We start from the raw sequence: 16,010 nt of genomic DNA, 5'->3' as shown, positions 1-16,010 counted from the left end.
GGGTAGAGGATTTTTTGCATTTACTTGTCATACCATTTTCTAGCATTTTGATAGAGAATTTTATCCGCAGCCTGTTCATCAAAAAGCTCTTGAATCAATTCAACATCCTCAAATTCAAAAGGTCGTTTTGCTCGTGTCGATGGCAAATCTGTCCCAAACATTAACGCATCTGGATGAATGCTATAGATGGTTTGCAAAGCATTTTTCACATTCAATTCTACCCGACCAAAACCAGTCGCTTTCACACGTACACCTTTCTCTACAAGCTTTAGCAAATGTGGTAAACCTTCCTCCGATAAGCCTAGATGGTCAACTGAAATGGCTGGTAATGCTTCAATTGTGGAAGCAATCTCAGGTAAATATTTGGCATCTATATAAAGTTCACTATGCCACCCCGCCAACTCATACACTCTTCTTGCAAAGCTATCGAGTTTTGACAAATCCTCTGAACCGCCTCGTTGAATATTGAAGCGCAATGCCCTTACTCCATTTTTATGTAAATGAAGGATTTCATCATCTGTCACTGTATACGGTAATTGCGTCACCCCACAAAAAGCGGGACCTAGTTGTTTCAAAGCCTTCAGTAAATAATTTTGATCAAATCCTTGAAAGGAACCAGAAACAATGGCGCCCCCCTCTATATTGAAAAGAGCTGTTTCCTTTTGATAGTCCTCTACTATATAGCTCGGTGGTGTGTATCCTTGATTTTCTATAATCGGAAAATCAAAATCAATAATATGAAAATGTGCATCAAAAATTCTCATTATCCATCCCCCTTCTTTATTAACATATCATAGAAAGCACATAAGCGAAAATATTGATTATCTGCGCAATCTCATAAGTAGAACTTATCATAGATGTATAGGTCATTTAATAAAGACAATAAAAAATGGTATGAAACATTCATTTCATACCATTGTGTACTATTATTCCTCAAACTTTTTAAAAGCCAACACAGCATTATGACCACCAAAGCCAAAACCGTTAGACAAAGCAATGTTGACGGTTTGATGAAGCGCCTCGTTAGGAACATAATTCAAATCACACTCTGGATCTGGCGTTTCGTAATTGATCGTTGGTGGAATGATACCTTCCATAATACTTTTTAAAGTAATGATGGCCTCGATTCCGCCAGCTGCGCCAAAAAGATGGCCTGTCATCGACTTCGTGGAGCTCACTTTTAATTGATAGGCATGCTCACCAAATACGCTTTTAATCGCCTTTGTTTCCGACTTGTCTCCCTCTGGTGTACTAGTACCATGCGCATTGATATAATCGACAGCCGTCACATCAATGTCACCCATGCTTAAGGCTAGTTTCATCGCATTAGCTGCCCCAGTAAAATCAGGAGCTGTAATATGGAAAGCATCAGTCGTCACCCCATAGCCTACGATTTCTCCAAGAATCGTAGCGCCCCTTTGCTTAGCATGTTCATATTCCTCTAGGAACACAACCCCTGCCCCCTCTGACATGACGAAGCCGTCGCGATGGCTATCGAATGGTCGGCTAGCTTGTTCTGGCGCATCGTTCCTAGTAGACATCGCCTTCATACGGGAAAATCCAGCAAAGCTCAGCGGATTTATCGGTGCCTCAGCCCCTCCAGCTAAAATTCCATCTGCATAGCCATGGCGAATGTTTAAAAACGCTTCACCAATTGCTTGGTTACCCGTTGCACAAGCGGAAACTGGTGAGAAGCTTGGCCCTTTGAAGCCTGTTTTAATCGCGATAATCCCTGCGGCCATATTGCTAATCATCATCGGCACCATAAACGGTGACACCTTCCTTGGTCCATTATCGAGCATGGCTTGATGATTCGCTAAAATCGTCTCAATTCCCCCAATACCTGAGCCAATATAAACACCTAGTCGTTCCTTATTAACTTGCTCCATATTTATGTTTGCTTGCTCCAAAGCCTGCTGAGATGCAGCCAGTGCATATTGAATAAAAAGATCGTATTTACTTAATTCCTTTTTATCCATATATTGAGTAGCATCAAAGTCAGTGATAGAACCAGCAATTTGTGTTTGAATGCCGCCGAATTCCTCCGCTTCTAACTTTGTAATACCTGATTTTCCTTCTTTAATGTTCTCCCACAAGGCTGATACTGTTTGACCTAGTGGTGAGATAACACCATATCCTGTGACAACTACTCTACGTACCATATATTCCTCTCCTTTTTCGTTTACTTTAACAGTTCCTTTAATTGCTCCAACATTTTGTGAAAGAAATCTTCCCCTAAAACCCGTTTGTATTGCAAAGCACCCTTCGTACTCGAAATAAGCAGGATGGCTAATGCCTCTAAATCCATTGTCGACTGAAGTGAACCATGTTTCTTAGCATCTTGTAGTAAATCCACTAAAACATCTACTTCCATTTGGCTAAGCTGTTGAACTTTTTCTTGCATCGCAGGTGACAATTCTTGATAGTCCGCCTGTAATGCAGAAATCGGGCAAACACCATCTTGTTCTAGAAATGTAATCCGTCTTAAAATAAAGGCGAAAGGTTTTTCCTCAGCTGCTACTGTAGATTCCTTAATTACTGTATAAGCCTCCCCTAATCCTTTTTGAATTCTTTCGCAAACAGCGACTCCTAAGTCTTCCTTCTTTTCAAAATGATAATGAATGCTCGCTTTTGTTACACCAAGCTCTTTCGCTAAATGGTCATAACTAAATGATGTGAAACCTTTTTCTTGAATATTCTTCAATGTTAATTCAATGATTTGTGATTTTCTATTTGTCATGGCTATATACTAACTTACTAGTAGGTAAGTGTCAAATTAAAATACAGCAGATAGGTTATTTATCTGCTGTAATTAAAGTCTATTTCATTTCTTGTGTTGGTCCCATAACACCTGGTACTGGTAAACCAGCTTGACGAAGTAGAACTGTCATTTGACCGCGATGATGCGTTTGATGATCGATTAATGCACGTAATAAAGCGCCCTTTGGTATTGGCCCTGTAAAGCCATTTACAACTTCTAGTAAATCTTCATTTGAAAGCTTTGCCGCTTCCTCTTTTATACCATTTACAACTTTCTCATATGCTTGTACGATTTCTATAGCTGTCGTTGGTACAGGGTCTTCTTGACGAATCATCGGAACCTTTAAGCCTGCTAAATAACTAAAATATCCAGCCGCTCCAACTAAATGCCAACCAAGCCAGCCAAGTGTACTATGTCCCTCTACAATACTTTGATCTAACTTATCGTCCGTTACTGCCTGTAATACTTTCAGCGTTCCCTCTGCAGCCATCGTCCATTCCTGTAAAAAATCATCCGCTTGTCTATACATAACCATGCCCCCCAATTTTTAACTACAATTCTATCTTAGTTAATTTTTTTCATAGTTACAAGTTTTGCGCTTTTAGTTTACATAATAATATTATTGGTATTTTAGCTATGATTCGTATAATGCCCAACATTCACGTATAATTAATAAAAAGTAGCAAGGGAGTGTGCCAATGAAGCATTCTATTATCGTTCTTGCTCTTGTATTTTTATTGGCAGGGTGCCAAGAAGAAATGAAAAAAGAACCTGTGCACCCAGCTGTTCAAGATCAAGTGTCATTACTCACCTATTTCCCACCTGATGGCTCTGTCGCATATTTTCAAGGAGAGGGAAATGAATTTGCCAGCTTTACTCTACAAACTACCTATATCGATACGCAACATATCGCTCAAGTGGAAGATAATGGTGGTGTGACCCTATTAAAAATTTATCGCATGACAGATTCAAAGATTGAGCTTGTCTATCGTGAACCCGTTGACAGTAATCCAAGCTTGCCTAGTATATCTGAGGTTGCAGCCTACCCTGTGCTAGAAACGATACTGCAGCAACCGATACAAGTAGGAACAAGCTTTGAAGGCTGGACCATTCAATCAACAACTGCTCAAGTCGATACAGGAACAAAAGTCTATACGAATGCCATCCAACTTACACGCACTGAAGATCAATTCATAACGACCAAGTATTTTGCACAAGGGGTTGGCCTCATCAAAATCGAAGATACGATGGAGTCTGATCAAGAGCAGCCATTTGTCGTGACTTCCACCTTACAAAAAATAGAGTAGTATGATGATGATAGGCGTCCTGCTTGGGCGCCTATTATGTAGCAAAAGGAGGCATCCTATGAGTGACCTACATAAGTCTGCTAATGAGCAGGAAGAATTAACAGAAGAAGAATTTATTGAGCTGGTGTTAACTGAGCAACAAAAAGCATTAGCTCAAGAGCAAGAAGAACGTCTTTATGGCAAAAAAGCAAAAAAGCCCAAGCCATTCGTACGCTGGATTGTATGGAGTATGGCATTCGTATTGTTTTTTAATACATTCGCGATTATTTTTCAAATTTATTCTATTCCGGCTATCGAATTTATCAAAGTATCAACTAAGCTATCAGCACAAGAGGATATACAAACTTATAAAAAAGCTATCGTAGAAATTTCGACAGGTTCCAGTAAAGGAACAGGTTTCGCCATCTCACCGGACGGTCTCATTGTCACCAATGCCCATGTGGTAGAGCAAGCACAGACATTATCCGTTGTATTTCCTGATGAGGGAGTAATGGAAGCAACATTAATTGAGAGCTATCCGAATGTTGATTTAGCCTTATTGCAAGTTCAAGCAGATCAGCTTCCCTATCTTCCACTAGCAGCTGATCCAACCTTCCCTGAAAATGAGCATATCCATTTTATTGGTAACCCCCTTGCCTTTACTGGAATAGCTAATGAGGGAACTTTGCTGGAATCCATTCAATTAGATGATTGGCAAGTACCTGTAATGATGCTGAAAGCCCCAGTTTACCGTGGCAATAGTGGCAGCCCCGTCATTGATCAACAGGGTGAAGTCATCGGAATCATCTTTGCCACGATGAAATATGAACCTATAGGACGAGTTGGCCTATTTGTCCCCGTCCAACAACTACACCATATTTTAGAACAATCCAACAAAAAATGAACCTGTAAAGTGCAGGTTCATTTTTATTGGTGTTGAAGTTATTTTGTGTTTACATAATAATATTATTTATCCTTACTTTCCTGTTTCACAAACTGAGCAATGGCCGATTTCACAGGTATTTTACTAACGACCTCATCACTAACCTCCGCAACCTTTTGGAGCGCATGCAAAAGATTATCATCCCCTGTCCAATGCTTTTCCACCACTTCCGGTCCTACTTTATTAATAATCGTATTCACCACAAACGTCGCCAACACGATATCATCCAAATAACCACCAAACCCTAATATCCCCTCAGGCATCAAATCCAACGGAAACACAAAATACGCAATCGACGCACCAATCAACGCCCGACTTTTCTTATCCACCCCTGCATCTGTTAACGTTTTAACTAATAAATGAAATAAATCAGGCACAAACATTAAATACGGTGTAAATTTACTACTCTTGCCCTTCTTCGACCCAAGAAAACCAACTAATTTTGTACGTAACTTCTGATAAAAATCCTGCTGTTCCTGATCATTCGGTAATTTCATTAAATCTTCCATCAATCAATCAACCTCCAATAGTAAGTACTTTGTGTGCTATTTTTGTGGCGCTATTTAGTTACCTTTTGAGGTGCTTTTTAGCACATTTTGCGGGCTATTTGCCACTCTTCAAATCCTATTCGAATCTTAGCGCGTTATCCGTCACTTCGTCACCCTTGCGCTTCTAGACAGCACTTCCACCGCGCTATTAACTTTGCCAACAGCACTACTTTATATTTATCCTATTTTAAGATTTATAATCATTGAACATTGCGATGATATAAAAAAAGACATCCTATTTGCATAGGATGTCTGGGTTTAACGAAAGTAATTTTAATTTCTGAGAATTAAAGTTTAGTTACGTTAGCAGCTTGTGGTCCGCGGTTGCCATCTACAACTTCGAATTCCACTTTTTGACCTTCGTCAAGTGTTTTGAAACCTTCGCCTTGGATAGCTGAGAAGTGTACGAATACGTCGTTTTCACCTTCAACTTCGATGAATCCAAAACCTTTTTCTGAGTTAAACCATTTTACTGTACCTTGTTTCATTTAAGAAAACCTCCAAAAAATAAAAGTGAACAATATGTAATTTCTTCAGCGATTGAAAAAAATTCACATATTACAAAGAGTACCGTACTAACGCGATCACTTTTTGTAATATGTGAATTCATGTTTCCGGTGAAGCAATTAAATTGTTAACCTAAGTATAACCAGCATTCATAATTTTGTCAAATAAAGAAAATTGTTTTTTTACTTTATTTCAAAATTATTTTACTTTTCTTCCATTTTACATGCAATAATTCCATGATATACTTGTGCGTCATCATCACATGCCTCACAGAAGAAGCTTTCATCCTCTGACCAAAAAGCCCAATATTGCCCTTCTTTTACTACTTCATTATCATATGTTGAGCGAAAGTGTGCTAGTTTATGCTGTAAAGCCAGCTCAAACTGCTCCTTTGCTTCAAATGTATCGTGTGTTTGAATAAAAGCTTCCCAGCCCTCAAATTTCCACCAAGGCTCATAGTCCGCTTTCATGTAAATAATTGTATACATATTTGCCCATTCCTTGCTGTCATAAGATATTTTCATTTTAGCAAACACACCTGAAATGTCTATTAAAACCACCTGAATTATGCTATTATTACCTTATTATACATAATTTTTGGAGGTTTTTATATGTTTTCAAGCATTCGACCTAAAGCTGAGCTAGAAGAACTACTAAAGCGTGGTACTGATTTACGTGCAACAGGCCGATTTCATCAAACATTGGCATTTAATCATTTCAATTCGCAAGATGAAGAGCATTTAAAGACGCTCTATGAAAAGCTTAAAGATATTACCCCTTCTATGAATGCCATTTTTCACCATTATTTAAGTGAGATATCCCCTACCTCTCAATTAACCATTAGTGAAGAAAATATAAATCAATATTTAACGCAATTTTTCCTAGCAACACGTGATGACGAGTATGTGGATGAAACCGTCAAGTTTTTCAATTTATTTCGCAAGCATCAATATGAGCCTGGTAAATTAATTGTCGTTTTCAATCAATTTGCCTTCTATATTACTACTTATATTTTACATAACTTTGGGATGAAGCCCAATAAAGCCTTCCAATTTATGAAATCATTCCAGTCTGCTGTCAATGTCGATCAGGAGCTATTGGTGGAAGTTTTGACGGAGCGCATCATTGAGAATGTTGTAGGTGAAGTATCATCCTTGATGGATGTCAATGCCAAAATCATGTATATGAAAGATTTAGTATTTAGTTTAGATAAGCAAAATGAGGAAATCCAGTCCTCTACAGCTGCGACTGAAGAAATTGCCGCTTCTATAAATGAAGTAGCCCGTATGTCCTCTCATATATCAGAAAAAACAACTGAATCTGTTGACCATGCGACACAGGGTAAAAATGCAATTGAGCATGCATTAACAGAAATTTTCAAAACGGAAGAAACGTTTACTTCGATTGTAGAATCTTTTACAGAACTGCAAAAACGGGTAAATGATATTGAACAAGTTGTGACATTGATTAACCAAATTGCGGACCAAACTAATTTACTAGCACTAAATGCCTCCATTGAAGCCGCACGCGCGGGTGAACATGGTAAAGGCTTTGCGGTCGTAGCACAGGAAGTACGAAAGCTTGCGGAAAGCACGGTCTCGGCTTTAAGCGAGGTCTCTACAAATGTTCACCATTTAAAGAGCTATTCCAATGACGTTTCCGACTCGATAACAGAAACAACAGCCATCATTAAAGAAGCAACCGTTGAGGCGAAAGAATCGTTACCATTATTGAATGCTATTGTCCATGCGATTGAAGGTATTAACTTGGATGTGACCAATACGGCAGCGATTTCCCAGCAACAGGCAGCGGCGATTGATGAAGTCTCCTCTAGAATGATTGAAATTTCTAGCTTGCAAGAAGATATTCGAGACTATAGTCATAATACATCAAGTGATATTCACCTTTTAGGGAAAGAAATCAATCGTTTCCGTAATGATATTATTGCCAATAATAATGTCCAGCTTTCATCCATTGCCCTTTTACAGCTATCTAAAGCTGATCATATTTTATGGAAGTGGCGCATTTATAATATGTTCCTTGGCCTAGAACATGTTGAGCCAAACGATGTCTCTTCACATAGAGAATGTCGACTTGGCAAATGGTACACAGCTTCTCGCACGGTGGAACGCTTCGGCCATTTACAGGATTATCATGATTTAGACAATTATCATTTACTTGTCCACGAATCCGCGAAGCGCGCGGCGACAGCCTTTAAAGCTGGCAATATCGCACAAGCAGATAGCCATCTAAAAGAAGTGGATGAAGCGTCTACTCAAGTTCTATATTATATTAATAACCTAATCGCCTATTTAGAAAAAGAAAGAGTACTGCAATAAAGAGAGTGGCTCGTCCCCTCTCTCTACTGGTAGGAGGTATTTCCTTGAATAAACGAGCAAGTATTAAATTTTTTGGTGACGTCTACGGGACAGGCTACCGATTCTTTATTAAACAAAAGGCCATTGAATTAGGGCTAAAAGGGTATTGCAGATTGAATGCTGCTGAGCAAATTGAGGTTGAAGTAGAAGGAGCTGAAAAAGCGCTGAATGAATTCCTTCTTTTCGTCCAAAAAGGTGTTAGTCCCCAAGCCGATTCCAACTCATTTTCTTTAGAGCTGTATGATGATTTAAAAGGATATGTACGAATGGAGTCAGACATTGTTTAGTCTGGCTCTTCTTTTTACAAAGTAGTCAGGCCATCGTAGGACATTACAACATGCCTTACTAGTTAATGATTTATGTTTTGTTTAAGTAATTTATTATTGGCTATTGCGACTTCTATTAAACCAATCATACATGTGGCTAAAAATAATATAGACCAATTGATTTTTCCATATAATACACATGTATAGGTAACGTCAATCACACAGTATAAAAGTATGATGCTAGCAATAATTATTCCTTTTTTATTCTTCATCATTCCACCACTTTCTTTTTTGACAAGATACTAATTTCAAACAAGCTGTATTATACTGTATTTTTCTTATTTTGCATAATTAAACATTTATTGGCAATCGGCACAGGAAATAAAAAATATCCGTAAATATAGGTTTTTCAAAAAACAAGCCTTCTACGTTTATTTTCAAATCAAACAGCACATCAACCTAATCATGAGAAATTAAAATCTATACGCTATAATGTTCCCAAATCTCTTAAAAATAAATGGACATAAATAATGAACGACTTATTCCTAGGTATTCTAGGTAATATCATTGAGAAAATTTGCGATTCGCAGTAAAATTTATGTAAGGTTTCATTTTACATTGAAACTTTATGTCGATTATTTCGTATAAGAAGATAGACATATTGAAATGCAAGGAGGAAGAAACAATGCTTAGTGTTGGACAGTTTTTTTCTAGACATACTGCTAGCTTCGTTATTTCGCTAACAACTGTTTCTATCGCAGCAATTGCAGCAAATCCTGGATTCTTCCTTGGTGGTTTACTGTTTGCTGGTTCATATGCGACGAGTACAGCGTTGCTGAAACATAGACAAAAAAAGAAAGTTATGCAAATAGCAGGTATCACAAAAGAAGAATTCAAACACATTGAAACACAATTATCAACCGCTAATAAGCAAATTCAAACATTAAGTCAAAACTATTTACGTGTACGTTCTGTATCGGCTTTTAAACAACTACTTGAGATGACGCGCATTTCAAAAAATATCGTCAAAATTGTAAAGACAGATCCACGTAAGTTTTATAATGTTGAACCCTTTTTCTATGCGCATTTACCTTCAGCAGTGGAATTAACGGATAAGTATACAATGCTTTCTAGGCAGCCGGTGAAGGATAAAGAAATTCAATTGACGTTATCCAAAACGCGTGAAACACTTACGGATTTAAATGATACGATTCAAATTGATTTAAAGGATGCGCTAGCTAATGATATTGACCACCTGCAAATGGAGATTGAATTCGCAAATCGTTCTAATCTTAGACGTAGAGAACAATTGGACTGGCGAGGCGATGATAAATGACAGCAAATGAACATGCTTTTCAATTAAATACCATTCCTGGTCTTTCTCCATTAGTACAATCTTATTTAGACACAACTCCACAAACTGAGGCGATGGCGACGTACGAAACGCTATCGCCTCTTGCGCAAAGTCGAGCTTTACTATATGCTAGCCAAATTGATTTAACTGATTTTGAATCTTTGCTGTCCTTAGGGCAAGAATCACAGCGTTCCCTATCCCAGTTTGCAGATCGGATGTTAGCGCAGGTGAAGCAAAAAGACGTGACCAAAATCGGCCAAATGCTCGATTCCTTAATGCATACTTTAGATCGTGTAGACCCGACAGCTTTAGAGCCGAAAAAGCAAACCTTTTTTAATAAGATATTTGGTAGTAAAACAGAGCCTACTGTGAAACAAACGCTAACAGAATTTGAACGCATTAGTATTCAGGTGGAACGTATTGGGGTCCAATTGGAACGTGCTCAGCTCCAACTCATTCGAGATGTAGAAAATTTAGAAGCGCTTTATACACATAATCGAGGTTTTTTCGAGGAACTAGCTACTGCCATTGCAGCTGGTCAAATGAAAAAACAGCAAGCGATTGAAGTGGAGCTTCCTACAAAAATAACAAGTGTCCAAGCAAGTAAACAGCCACTTGCCATACAACAGCTAAATGATTTCGCTGCGCAAATTGAGAGGCTGGATCAACGCATTTATGATTTACAGGTATCTCAACAAGTAGCCCTTCAAACAGCACCACAAATTCGTATGATACAGCAAGCGAATCAAACATTAGCTGAAAAAATTGAATTTTCCATTGTCACACTAATTCCTTTATGGAAAAATCAATTGGCGATGATGCTTTCCATGCATATGGATCATCACTATGCACAGCTTGAGGAACGATTATCACAGACACAGGATCGTTTTGCAAGGCCTTCATTTGAGCAGCAAGTATCGAAATTCAAGGAAACACAGCATGAGCTACAAACAGCTATAAAAGATGTCTTCGCCCTACATACGGCGACTGAACAGGAAAAACAACAGTTGCAAGATGCGACGGATATAAGAGGCTATCAGAGAGACTAATGAAAAAAAGGGTGGCTCAGTAAATGATCTGAACCACCCTGTCTTCTTTTTATGCAAAATAATCTTTATAGTAGCCACCGACATTGCCAGTGTTATCGATGATAAAAATGAACTCTTCTGTTTCATTTTTCACTTCATATTCTTTTCCAACTGTTAATACGTTTGATACTAAGTATTTTGATGCATTGGTATGTTTGCAAGTCACTGTTCGTAATGTTGGCGCATCTTTCCATTTTAAATGTAACATATTCTCTCTACCTCTCTTTACTAGCATAAAGCTAATGTCTAATGCTTATTTTATAATATTTTTAGGCTTTTGTGGAGAAAAAAGAAATACAATACCTAATCTATCCAAAAATAATTTTACATTTGAGGTGTTATGATGAGCTTTGGCGGTGTACCGCAATGGTTTTTTATTATTGCAATAGCATTTGTAATCTGCTTTGTCCTTTATGCAGAGTGGAATTCTAGAAAGTAAGTGAGTCCCTCTATTAGGACTCACTTTTTCATTTGTTGCTACTACTTTAATGTTCGTTTTAAAAACTCTTTCGTTCGATCATGTTGAGGGTTTATTAACACTTGTGATGGTGGGCCCTCTTCGACAATTACACCTTTATCCATAAAGACTACACGATCTGCTACCTCTTTGGCAAATTCCATCTCATGCGTCACAATTAGCATCGTATTGCCTGCATCGGCCAATTGTCGCATGACTTTGAGTACCTCCCCTACCATCTCAGGGTCTAGTGCTGATGTAGGTTCATCAAAAAGCATCACTTCTGGATTCATGGATAATGCTCGGGCAATGGCTACGCGTTGTTTTTGCCCCCCTGAAAGCTGTCGAGGCTTTGCGTTTACATATTGATCCATCCCGACGATTTTTAAATATTTAAGCGCCGTTTCCTCTGCTTCCTTTTTGGAACGTTTTAAAACTTTTATTTGCCCCACTGTACAATTATTTAAAACATTGTGGTTGTTAAATAAATTGAATTGCTGGAATACCATTCCTAGATGTGTTCGATATTCTTGAATATTGTGTTTTGCGTCTAGGATGTCCTCCCCTTGATAAATAATTTGCCCACCACTTGGTGTTTCTAATAAATTAATACAACGAAGTAAAGTGGATTTACCAGAACCAGAGGAACCAATTAAACAAACGACTTCCCCTTTTTCCACTTGAAAATTAACATCCTTTAACACTTGGTTACGTCCAAATGATTTACTTAAATGCTCGATTTTAATGACTGCCATTTGTGCGTCCCCCTAAATTGCTTCTTTTTGTTCTTTTTGATAAGCATCTGGTCCATCTAATCGTTTTTCAACATATAGCAGAATACGTGATGCTGTAAATGTCATGATGAAGTAAAGAATACAAGCTACAAAGAATGATTCAAAATAACGGAAGTTGTTACCGGAGATTGATTTTGTTTGGAAGAATAATTCTGTTACTCCGATAACGTTTAATACGGCTGTATCTTTAATATTCATAATTAATTGGTTGCCTGTCGCAGGTAGTACGTTACGCGCTACTTGTGGTAAAACTACGTGAAGCATGATCTGGAAGTGATTCATACCGATAGCTGATGCTGCCTCATATTGACCATTATCAATTGATACAATACCACCGCGAACAATTTCTGCCATATAGGCACCTGTATTAAGCGAAACGACTAAAATCCCCGCTGTAATAAAGTGCATGTCTATGCCAAATGCAATATCTAATCCATAGTAGACAACCATAGCCTGTACAATCATTGGTGTACCACGGAAAAATTCAACATAGCATGTGAGTATAAAATTAATAAGCTTTAAGCCATAAAATTTCACACCTTTTTTACGAACTGGAATCGTATGCATAATTCCGATGAAAAATCCGATAAATGCACCAATAATTGTACTGATAGTCGAAATTAGTAACGTATAATACGCACCTCGTAAAAACATTTGCCAGTTGTTTTCAATAATTGAAAGTATCCATTCAAGACTCATGATGTTCCTCCTAACAATGTCATGTTGCTTGCTATCTTTTTCGTGCCCTAGCTCTTTCTACTAGTCTATGTTTTATTTCGCTAGGACATTATCATTATGTAGAGAGGTCCTCATTTTAATAATGATGAAATGATAGTGCACGGACTAGCCACTAGTCCGTGCCATTTTTTTATTGTGCTGCTGGTTGCTGAGAAATAGCTTCTTCCATAATCGCTTGACGATCATCTTCAGAAATTCCTTTTAGAATTTCATTGATTTTATCAAGATTCGCATCTTCTTTACGTAAGCCTACAGCAATTGACGTATTTGAAAGATCCGTATCGAAGCCCTCTTCAAATGCTACATATGTGAATTTATCGTTGGCAGCAGCTGCGGAAATACCTTCTGGACGTTCTGCAACATAGCCGTCAATTTTGCCTGCCTCTAAAGCTACACGCATAGCTGGGAAGCTTTCCATTGCCGTTTGTTTATTAACATCTTTGATTTGATCAATCACATTGTAATTGGATGTATTAAGTTGTGATGTAATTTTTGCGCCAGAAAAATCTTGAATCGATTTGACCCCTTCGTATTTGCTGCCCTTTTTAATAACCATGACAAAATCAGAAGTATAGTAGTTTTCAGTAAAATCAATTGTTTTCTTACGTTCTTCTGTTGGCGACATGCCCGCGATAATTGCATCAATTTTATTTGATTGTAGCGCTGGTACTAAGCCGTCCCATTCCATTTTAACGATCACTAATTCTTTGCCTAAGCCTTCAGCAATTTTTTTCGCCATTTGTACATCATAACCGCCTGCATACTCTGCATTATCTGCAATTTTCACCGCGCCATTTGCATCATTTTGCTGTGTCCAGTTGAATGGTGGGTAGCCAGCCTCCATTCCAATTCGGAATTCACCGCCGCCTTCTTCCTTATCTGCGCCAGCTTCTCCTGAACTGCCTTCTTTTTTGTCGCTTGTGCCACATGCAGCTAGCACAATTGCCGTCATGATAGAGATCATTACTAACAGCCATTTTCTTTTCATGTAAAACTCCCCTTTTCTGTAAAAAAATAAGACAACTGTACGAAAAAAGACCTAAGTTTTGTGAACTTAGGTCTTACCTTTTATGACAGTTGCCCAAATCCTCACTAGTATTCCATGTTTCCGAGATAGCACAACCTAGTAAACTTGGAATTGAATTTACTAGGACAGTCCTGCACTTATTCACTGCAGACCCAGCATAAAAGTACGAGCTCCTTTTATACTTCGGCGATATTTCCTTCTTCATTGCGTCTTTGTTTGCTTGTACTCAACAATGAACTAATAAATACCGCGCCTCTACCTCACTGTTATATGTTAGTGAGGTTTGTTTATTTAATTGATATTTAGATACTACTATAAAACTAGTATGTACGTCAAGAGAGTTTTATCATTTTTCTGACTAATGCCAATATTAGGGTATTATGCTTGACCTATCCATTGATAATCTATGTATTTTTGTCAATATATCCGCCGGAAAACCACAAATTTTTACGATCAATGGTTTTTATTCTAAGTAAATAGTTTCGTATTTTCAAAATCACTAAAGACTTTAGTGATACAGAAAACCAAGAAAAAAACCCTGTAAAACAAAGTTTACAGGGTTTAAAGGAATTATGAATTTAATAATAAATCTTCAGGGTTTTCGATTAATTCTTTAACTGTTTTTAAGAATCCTACAGAATCTTTTCCATCGATGATACGGTGATCGTAAGAAAGTGCTACATACATCATTGGACGGATTTGAACTTCACCATTTACCGCAACTGGGCGGTTAACAATTGAGTGCATACCTAAAATACCAGCTTGAGTACCGTTCATAATTGGTGTTGACATTAATGAACCGAATACACCACCGTTTGTGATTGTGAATGATCCACCAGCCATGTCATTTAAGCCTAGTTTTTTCTCACGAGCTTTAGTCGCTAAGCTAGCGATATCTTTTTCGATTTCTGCGAAGTTTTTGCTGTTTGCATCGCGTACAACTGGTACTACTAAACCTTCTTCAGTTGATACTGCAATACCGATATCAAAGAAGTTATTTAAATGTAATTCATCGCCAACGATTTGAGCGTTTACATATGGGTATTTTTTCAGTGCTGCAACAACAGCTTTTGTGAAGAATGACATGAAACCAAGTTTGATGTCGTTTGCTTTAACAAATTCTTCTTGTTTACGTTTACGAAGTGCCATGATGTTTGTCATGTCAATTTCGTTGAATGTTGTTAACATTGCTGTTGATTGTTTAACTTCTAATAAACGTTTGGCAATTGTTTGACGACGACGGCTCATTTTTTCAATTGTTACACGGTCAGAATTAGCTGCTGGTGTGAATACAACTGGGCCACCTGTAGTTGCTACTGGTGTAGGTGCTGCTACTGCTGGTGCTGTACCATGTGCTGATACATCTTGTACACGAACACGGCCTTGTGGATCTACTGGAGATACCGCTGCAAGATCGATGCCTTTTTCACGTGCAAGTCGACGTGCCGCTGGAGATGCGATCACACGCTCACCAGAAGTTTCTTCTACTACAGGAGCTGCTGCAACTGGTGCTGTAGGAGCCGCTTGTGGCGCTGCTGGAGCTGGAGCTGCTTCAGCTGGTGCCGCCGCTGCTGGTGCAGCAGCTGCGCCTTCGCCTGCTTCTACGATAGCAATAACTTGACCAACTAGTACAGTATCGCCTTCTTCAGCTAAAATTTGTGTTAATACACCTGCTTCTTCAGAAATGATTTCAGCGTTTACTTTATCTGTTTCAAGTTCAACGATGAATTCACCTTTTTCAACGCGATCGCCCACTTTTTTAACCCACTGTGCGATACTACCTTCTGTAATCGATTCTGCTAATTCAGGGACTTTAATTTCAGCCACTTTCATTTCCTCCTTTGATTAACGTGCATGACGCAC

At 38.3% G+C, this 16,010-nt stretch carries 18 protein-coding genes and 1 riboswitch; of the genes, 6 read left to right on the top strand and 12 right to left on the bottom strand.

Annotation, left to right across the window (positions count from 1 at the left end; translation table 11 throughout):
- Positions 1-20 precede the first annotated feature (20 nt).
- From PI85_RS16475 to PI85_RS16460, 4 genes are all read right to left on the bottom strand, one after another.
- Complete coding sequence (locus PI85_RS16475) at positions 21-764, bottom strand: amidohydrolase (protein WP_036125765.1); 744 nt, start codon at positions 762-764, stop codon at positions 21-23.
- A gap of 162 nt (positions 765-926) precedes the next feature.
- Positions 927-2,162, bottom strand: coding sequence for a beta-ketoacyl-ACP synthase II (fabF, locus tag PI85_RS16470; protein WP_036125762.1), 1,236 nt, complete (start codon positions 2,160-2,162; stop codon positions 927-929).
- Between the two features lie 20 nt (positions 2,163-2,182).
- A complete protein-coding gene (locus PI85_RS16465) occupies positions 2,183-2,740 on the bottom strand; it encodes a TetR/AcrR family transcriptional regulator (protein ID WP_036125760.1) in 558 nt (185 codons plus the stop codon).
- A 79-nt stretch (positions 2,741-2,819) separates the two neighbouring features.
- Positions 2,820-3,290, bottom strand: coding sequence for a DinB family protein (locus PI85_RS16460; protein WP_036125758.1), 471 nt, complete (start codon positions 3,288-3,290; stop codon positions 2,820-2,822).
- Positions 3,291-3,459: 169 nt separating this feature from the next.
- Here PI85_RS16460 and PI85_RS16455 point away from each other — a divergent pair, with 169 nt between their 5' ends.
- Positions 3,460-4,068 (top strand): hypothetical protein, encoded by a 609-nt coding sequence (locus PI85_RS16455; protein WP_036125756.1) that lies wholly within the window; start codon positions 3,460-3,462, stop codon positions 4,066-4,068.
- A 58-nt stretch (positions 4,069-4,126) separates the two neighbouring features.
- On the top strand, positions 4,127-4,951 hold the full coding sequence (locus PI85_RS16450) for a S1C family serine protease (protein ID WP_036125755.1): 825 nt from the start codon (positions 4,127-4,129) through the stop codon (positions 4,949-4,951).
- 62 nt (positions 4,952-5,013) lie between these two features.
- Here PI85_RS16450 and PI85_RS16445 read toward each other — a convergent pair whose 3' ends face one another.
- From PI85_RS16445 to PI85_RS16435, 3 genes are all read right to left on the bottom strand, one after another.
- Entirely contained in the window at positions 5,014-5,499 is a 486-nt protein-coding gene (locus PI85_RS16445) for a YkvA family protein (protein WP_036125754.1), read from the bottom strand.
- A 326-nt stretch (positions 5,500-5,825) separates the two neighbouring features.
- Complete coding sequence (locus PI85_RS16440) at positions 5,826-6,026, bottom strand: cold-shock protein (protein WP_004230088.1); 201 nt, start codon at positions 6,024-6,026, stop codon at positions 5,826-5,828.
- A gap of 222 nt (positions 6,027-6,248) precedes the next feature.
- Positions 6,249-6,569, bottom strand: coding sequence for a DUF1033 family protein (locus PI85_RS16435; protein ID WP_225316193.1), 321 nt, complete (start codon positions 6,567-6,569; stop codon positions 6,249-6,251).
- Positions 6,570-6,656: 87 nt separating this feature from the next.
- On the opposite strand from PI85_RS16435, the gene PI85_RS16430 reads away from it, so the two are divergent.
- The 4 genes from PI85_RS16430 to PI85_RS16410 all read left to right on the top strand — a co-directional run bounded on the left by PI85_RS16430 (position 6,657) and on the right by PI85_RS16410 (position 11,092).
- Positions 6,657-8,384, top strand: coding sequence for a methyl-accepting chemotaxis protein (locus PI85_RS16430; protein ID WP_036125751.1), 1,728 nt, complete (start codon positions 6,657-6,659; stop codon positions 8,382-8,384).
- A gap of 44 nt (positions 8,385-8,428) precedes the next feature.
- On the top strand, positions 8,429-8,710 hold the full coding sequence (locus tag PI85_RS16425) for an acylphosphatase (RefSeq protein WP_025115385.1): 282 nt from the start codon (positions 8,429-8,431) through the stop codon (positions 8,708-8,710).
- A gap of 664 nt (positions 8,711-9,374) precedes the next feature.
- Complete coding sequence (locus PI85_RS16415; RefSeq protein WP_025115387.1) at positions 9,375-10,025, top strand: 5-bromo-4-chloroindolyl phosphate hydrolysis family protein; 651 nt, start codon at positions 9,375-9,377, stop codon at positions 10,023-10,025.
- Entirely contained in the window at positions 10,022-11,092 is a 1,071-nt protein-coding gene (locus PI85_RS16410) for a toxic anion resistance protein (RefSeq protein WP_036125747.1), read from the top strand. Before PI85_RS16415 ends, PI85_RS16410 begins: the two co-directional genes overlap by 4 nt.
- A 49-nt stretch (positions 11,093-11,141) precedes the next feature.
- Here PI85_RS16410 and PI85_RS16405 read toward each other — a convergent pair whose 3' ends face one another.
- From PI85_RS16405 to odhB, 5 genes are all read right to left on the bottom strand, one after another.
- Positions 11,142-11,339, bottom strand: a complete 198-nt coding sequence (locus PI85_RS16405; RefSeq protein WP_012294410.1) for a DUF6501 family protein — start codon at positions 11,337-11,339, stop codon at positions 11,142-11,144.
- 272 nt (positions 11,340-11,611) lie between these two features.
- The gene (locus PI85_RS16400; protein ID WP_036125746.1) at positions 11,612-12,343 is read right to left on the bottom strand and encodes an amino acid ABC transporter ATP-binding protein; all 732 of its coding nucleotides are present in this window, start codon (positions 12,341-12,343) and stop codon (positions 11,612-11,614) included.
- Between the two features lie 12 nt (positions 12,344-12,355).
- Positions 12,356-13,081: an amino acid ABC transporter permease gene (locus PI85_RS16395; protein ID WP_008181226.1), complete on the bottom strand. Its 726-nt coding sequence runs from the start codon at positions 13,079-13,081 to the stop codon at positions 12,356-12,358.
- 169 nt (positions 13,082-13,250) lie between these two features.
- Positions 13,251-14,108 (bottom strand): transporter substrate-binding domain-containing protein, encoded by an 858-nt coding sequence (locus tag PI85_RS16390; RefSeq protein ID WP_008181228.1) that lies wholly within the window; start codon positions 14,106-14,108, stop codon positions 13,251-13,253.
- 118 nt (positions 14,109-14,226) lie between these two features.
- Positions 14,227-14,413: riboswitch (Lysine riboswitch) on the bottom strand.
- Positions 14,414-14,717: 304 nt separating this feature from the next.
- Complete coding sequence (gene odhB / locus PI85_RS16385; RefSeq protein ID WP_036125744.1) at positions 14,718-15,974, bottom strand: 2-oxoglutarate dehydrogenase complex dihydrolipoyllysine-residue succinyltransferase; 1,257 nt, start codon at positions 15,972-15,974, stop codon at positions 14,718-14,720.
- Between the last annotated feature and the right edge of the window lie 36 nt (positions 15,975-16,010).

Source organism: Lysinibacillus sp. A1 (genome assembly GCF_000801965.1).
Taxonomy (GTDB): Bacteria; Bacillota; Bacilli; order Bacillales_A; family Planococcaceae; genus Lysinibacillus; species Lysinibacillus fusiformis.
This window is presented reverse-complemented; position numbering and strand designations above follow the sequence as displayed.

What these genes read in the sequence shown, in the direction of transcription:
- PI85_RS16390 (WP_008181228.1), bottom strand. Translation starts at nt 14,108, where the DNA reads ATGAAAAGAAAATGGCTGTTAGTAATGATCTCTATCATGACGGCAATT.
- PI85_RS16405 (WP_012294410.1), bottom strand. Translation starts at nt 11,339, where the DNA reads ATGTTACATTTAAAATGGAAAGATGCGCCAACATTACGAACAGTGACT.
- PI85_RS16475 (WP_036125765.1), bottom strand. Translation starts at nt 764, where the DNA reads ATGAGAATTTTTGATGCACATTTTCATATTATTGATTTTGATTTTCCG.
- PI85_RS16465 (WP_036125760.1), bottom strand. Translation starts at nt 2,740, where the DNA reads ATGACAAATAGAAAATCACAAATCATTGAATTAACATTGAAGAATATT.
- PI85_RS16455 (WP_036125756.1), top strand. Translation starts at nt 3,460, where the DNA reads ATGAAGCATTCTATTATCGTTCTTGCTCTTGTATTTTTATTGGCAGGG.
- PI85_RS16450 (WP_036125755.1), top strand. Translation starts at nt 4,127, where the DNA reads ATGAGTGACCTACATAAGTCTGCTAATGAGCAGGAAGAATTAACAGAA.
- PI85_RS16395 (WP_008181226.1), bottom strand. Translation starts at nt 13,081, where the DNA reads ATGAGTCTTGAATGGATACTTTCAATTATTGAAAACAACTGGCAAATG.
- PI85_RS16410 (WP_036125747.1), top strand. Translation starts at nt 10,022, where the DNA reads ATGACAGCAAATGAACATGCTTTTCAATTAAATACCATTCCTGGTCTT.
- PI85_RS16415 (WP_025115387.1), top strand. Translation starts at nt 9,375, where the DNA reads ATGCTTAGTGTTGGACAGTTTTTTTCTAGACATACTGCTAGCTTCGTT.
- PI85_RS16460 (WP_036125758.1), bottom strand. Translation starts at nt 3,290, where the DNA reads ATGTATAGACAAGCGGATGATTTTTTACAGGAATGGACGATGGCTGCA.
- PI85_RS16435 (WP_225316193.1), bottom strand. Translation starts at nt 6,569, where the DNA reads ATGAAAATATCTTATGACAGCAAGGAATGGGCAAATATGTATACAATT.
- PI85_RS16400 (WP_036125746.1), bottom strand. Translation starts at nt 12,343, where the DNA reads ATGGCAGTCATTAAAATCGAGCATTTAAGTAAATCATTTGGACGTAAC.
- fabF (WP_036125762.1), bottom strand. Translation starts at nt 2,162, where the DNA reads ATGGTACGTAGAGTAGTTGTCACAGGATATGGTGTTATCTCACCACTA.
- PI85_RS16430 (WP_036125751.1), top strand. Translation starts at nt 6,657, where the DNA reads ATGTTTTCAAGCATTCGACCTAAAGCTGAGCTAGAAGAACTACTAAAG.
- PI85_RS16445 (WP_036125754.1), bottom strand. Translation starts at nt 5,499, where the DNA reads ATGGAAGATTTAATGAAATTACCGAATGATCAGGAACAGCAGGATTTT.
- PI85_RS16440 (WP_004230088.1), bottom strand. Translation starts at nt 6,026, where the DNA reads ATGAAACAAGGTACAGTAAAATGGTTTAACTCAGAAAAAGGTTTTGGA.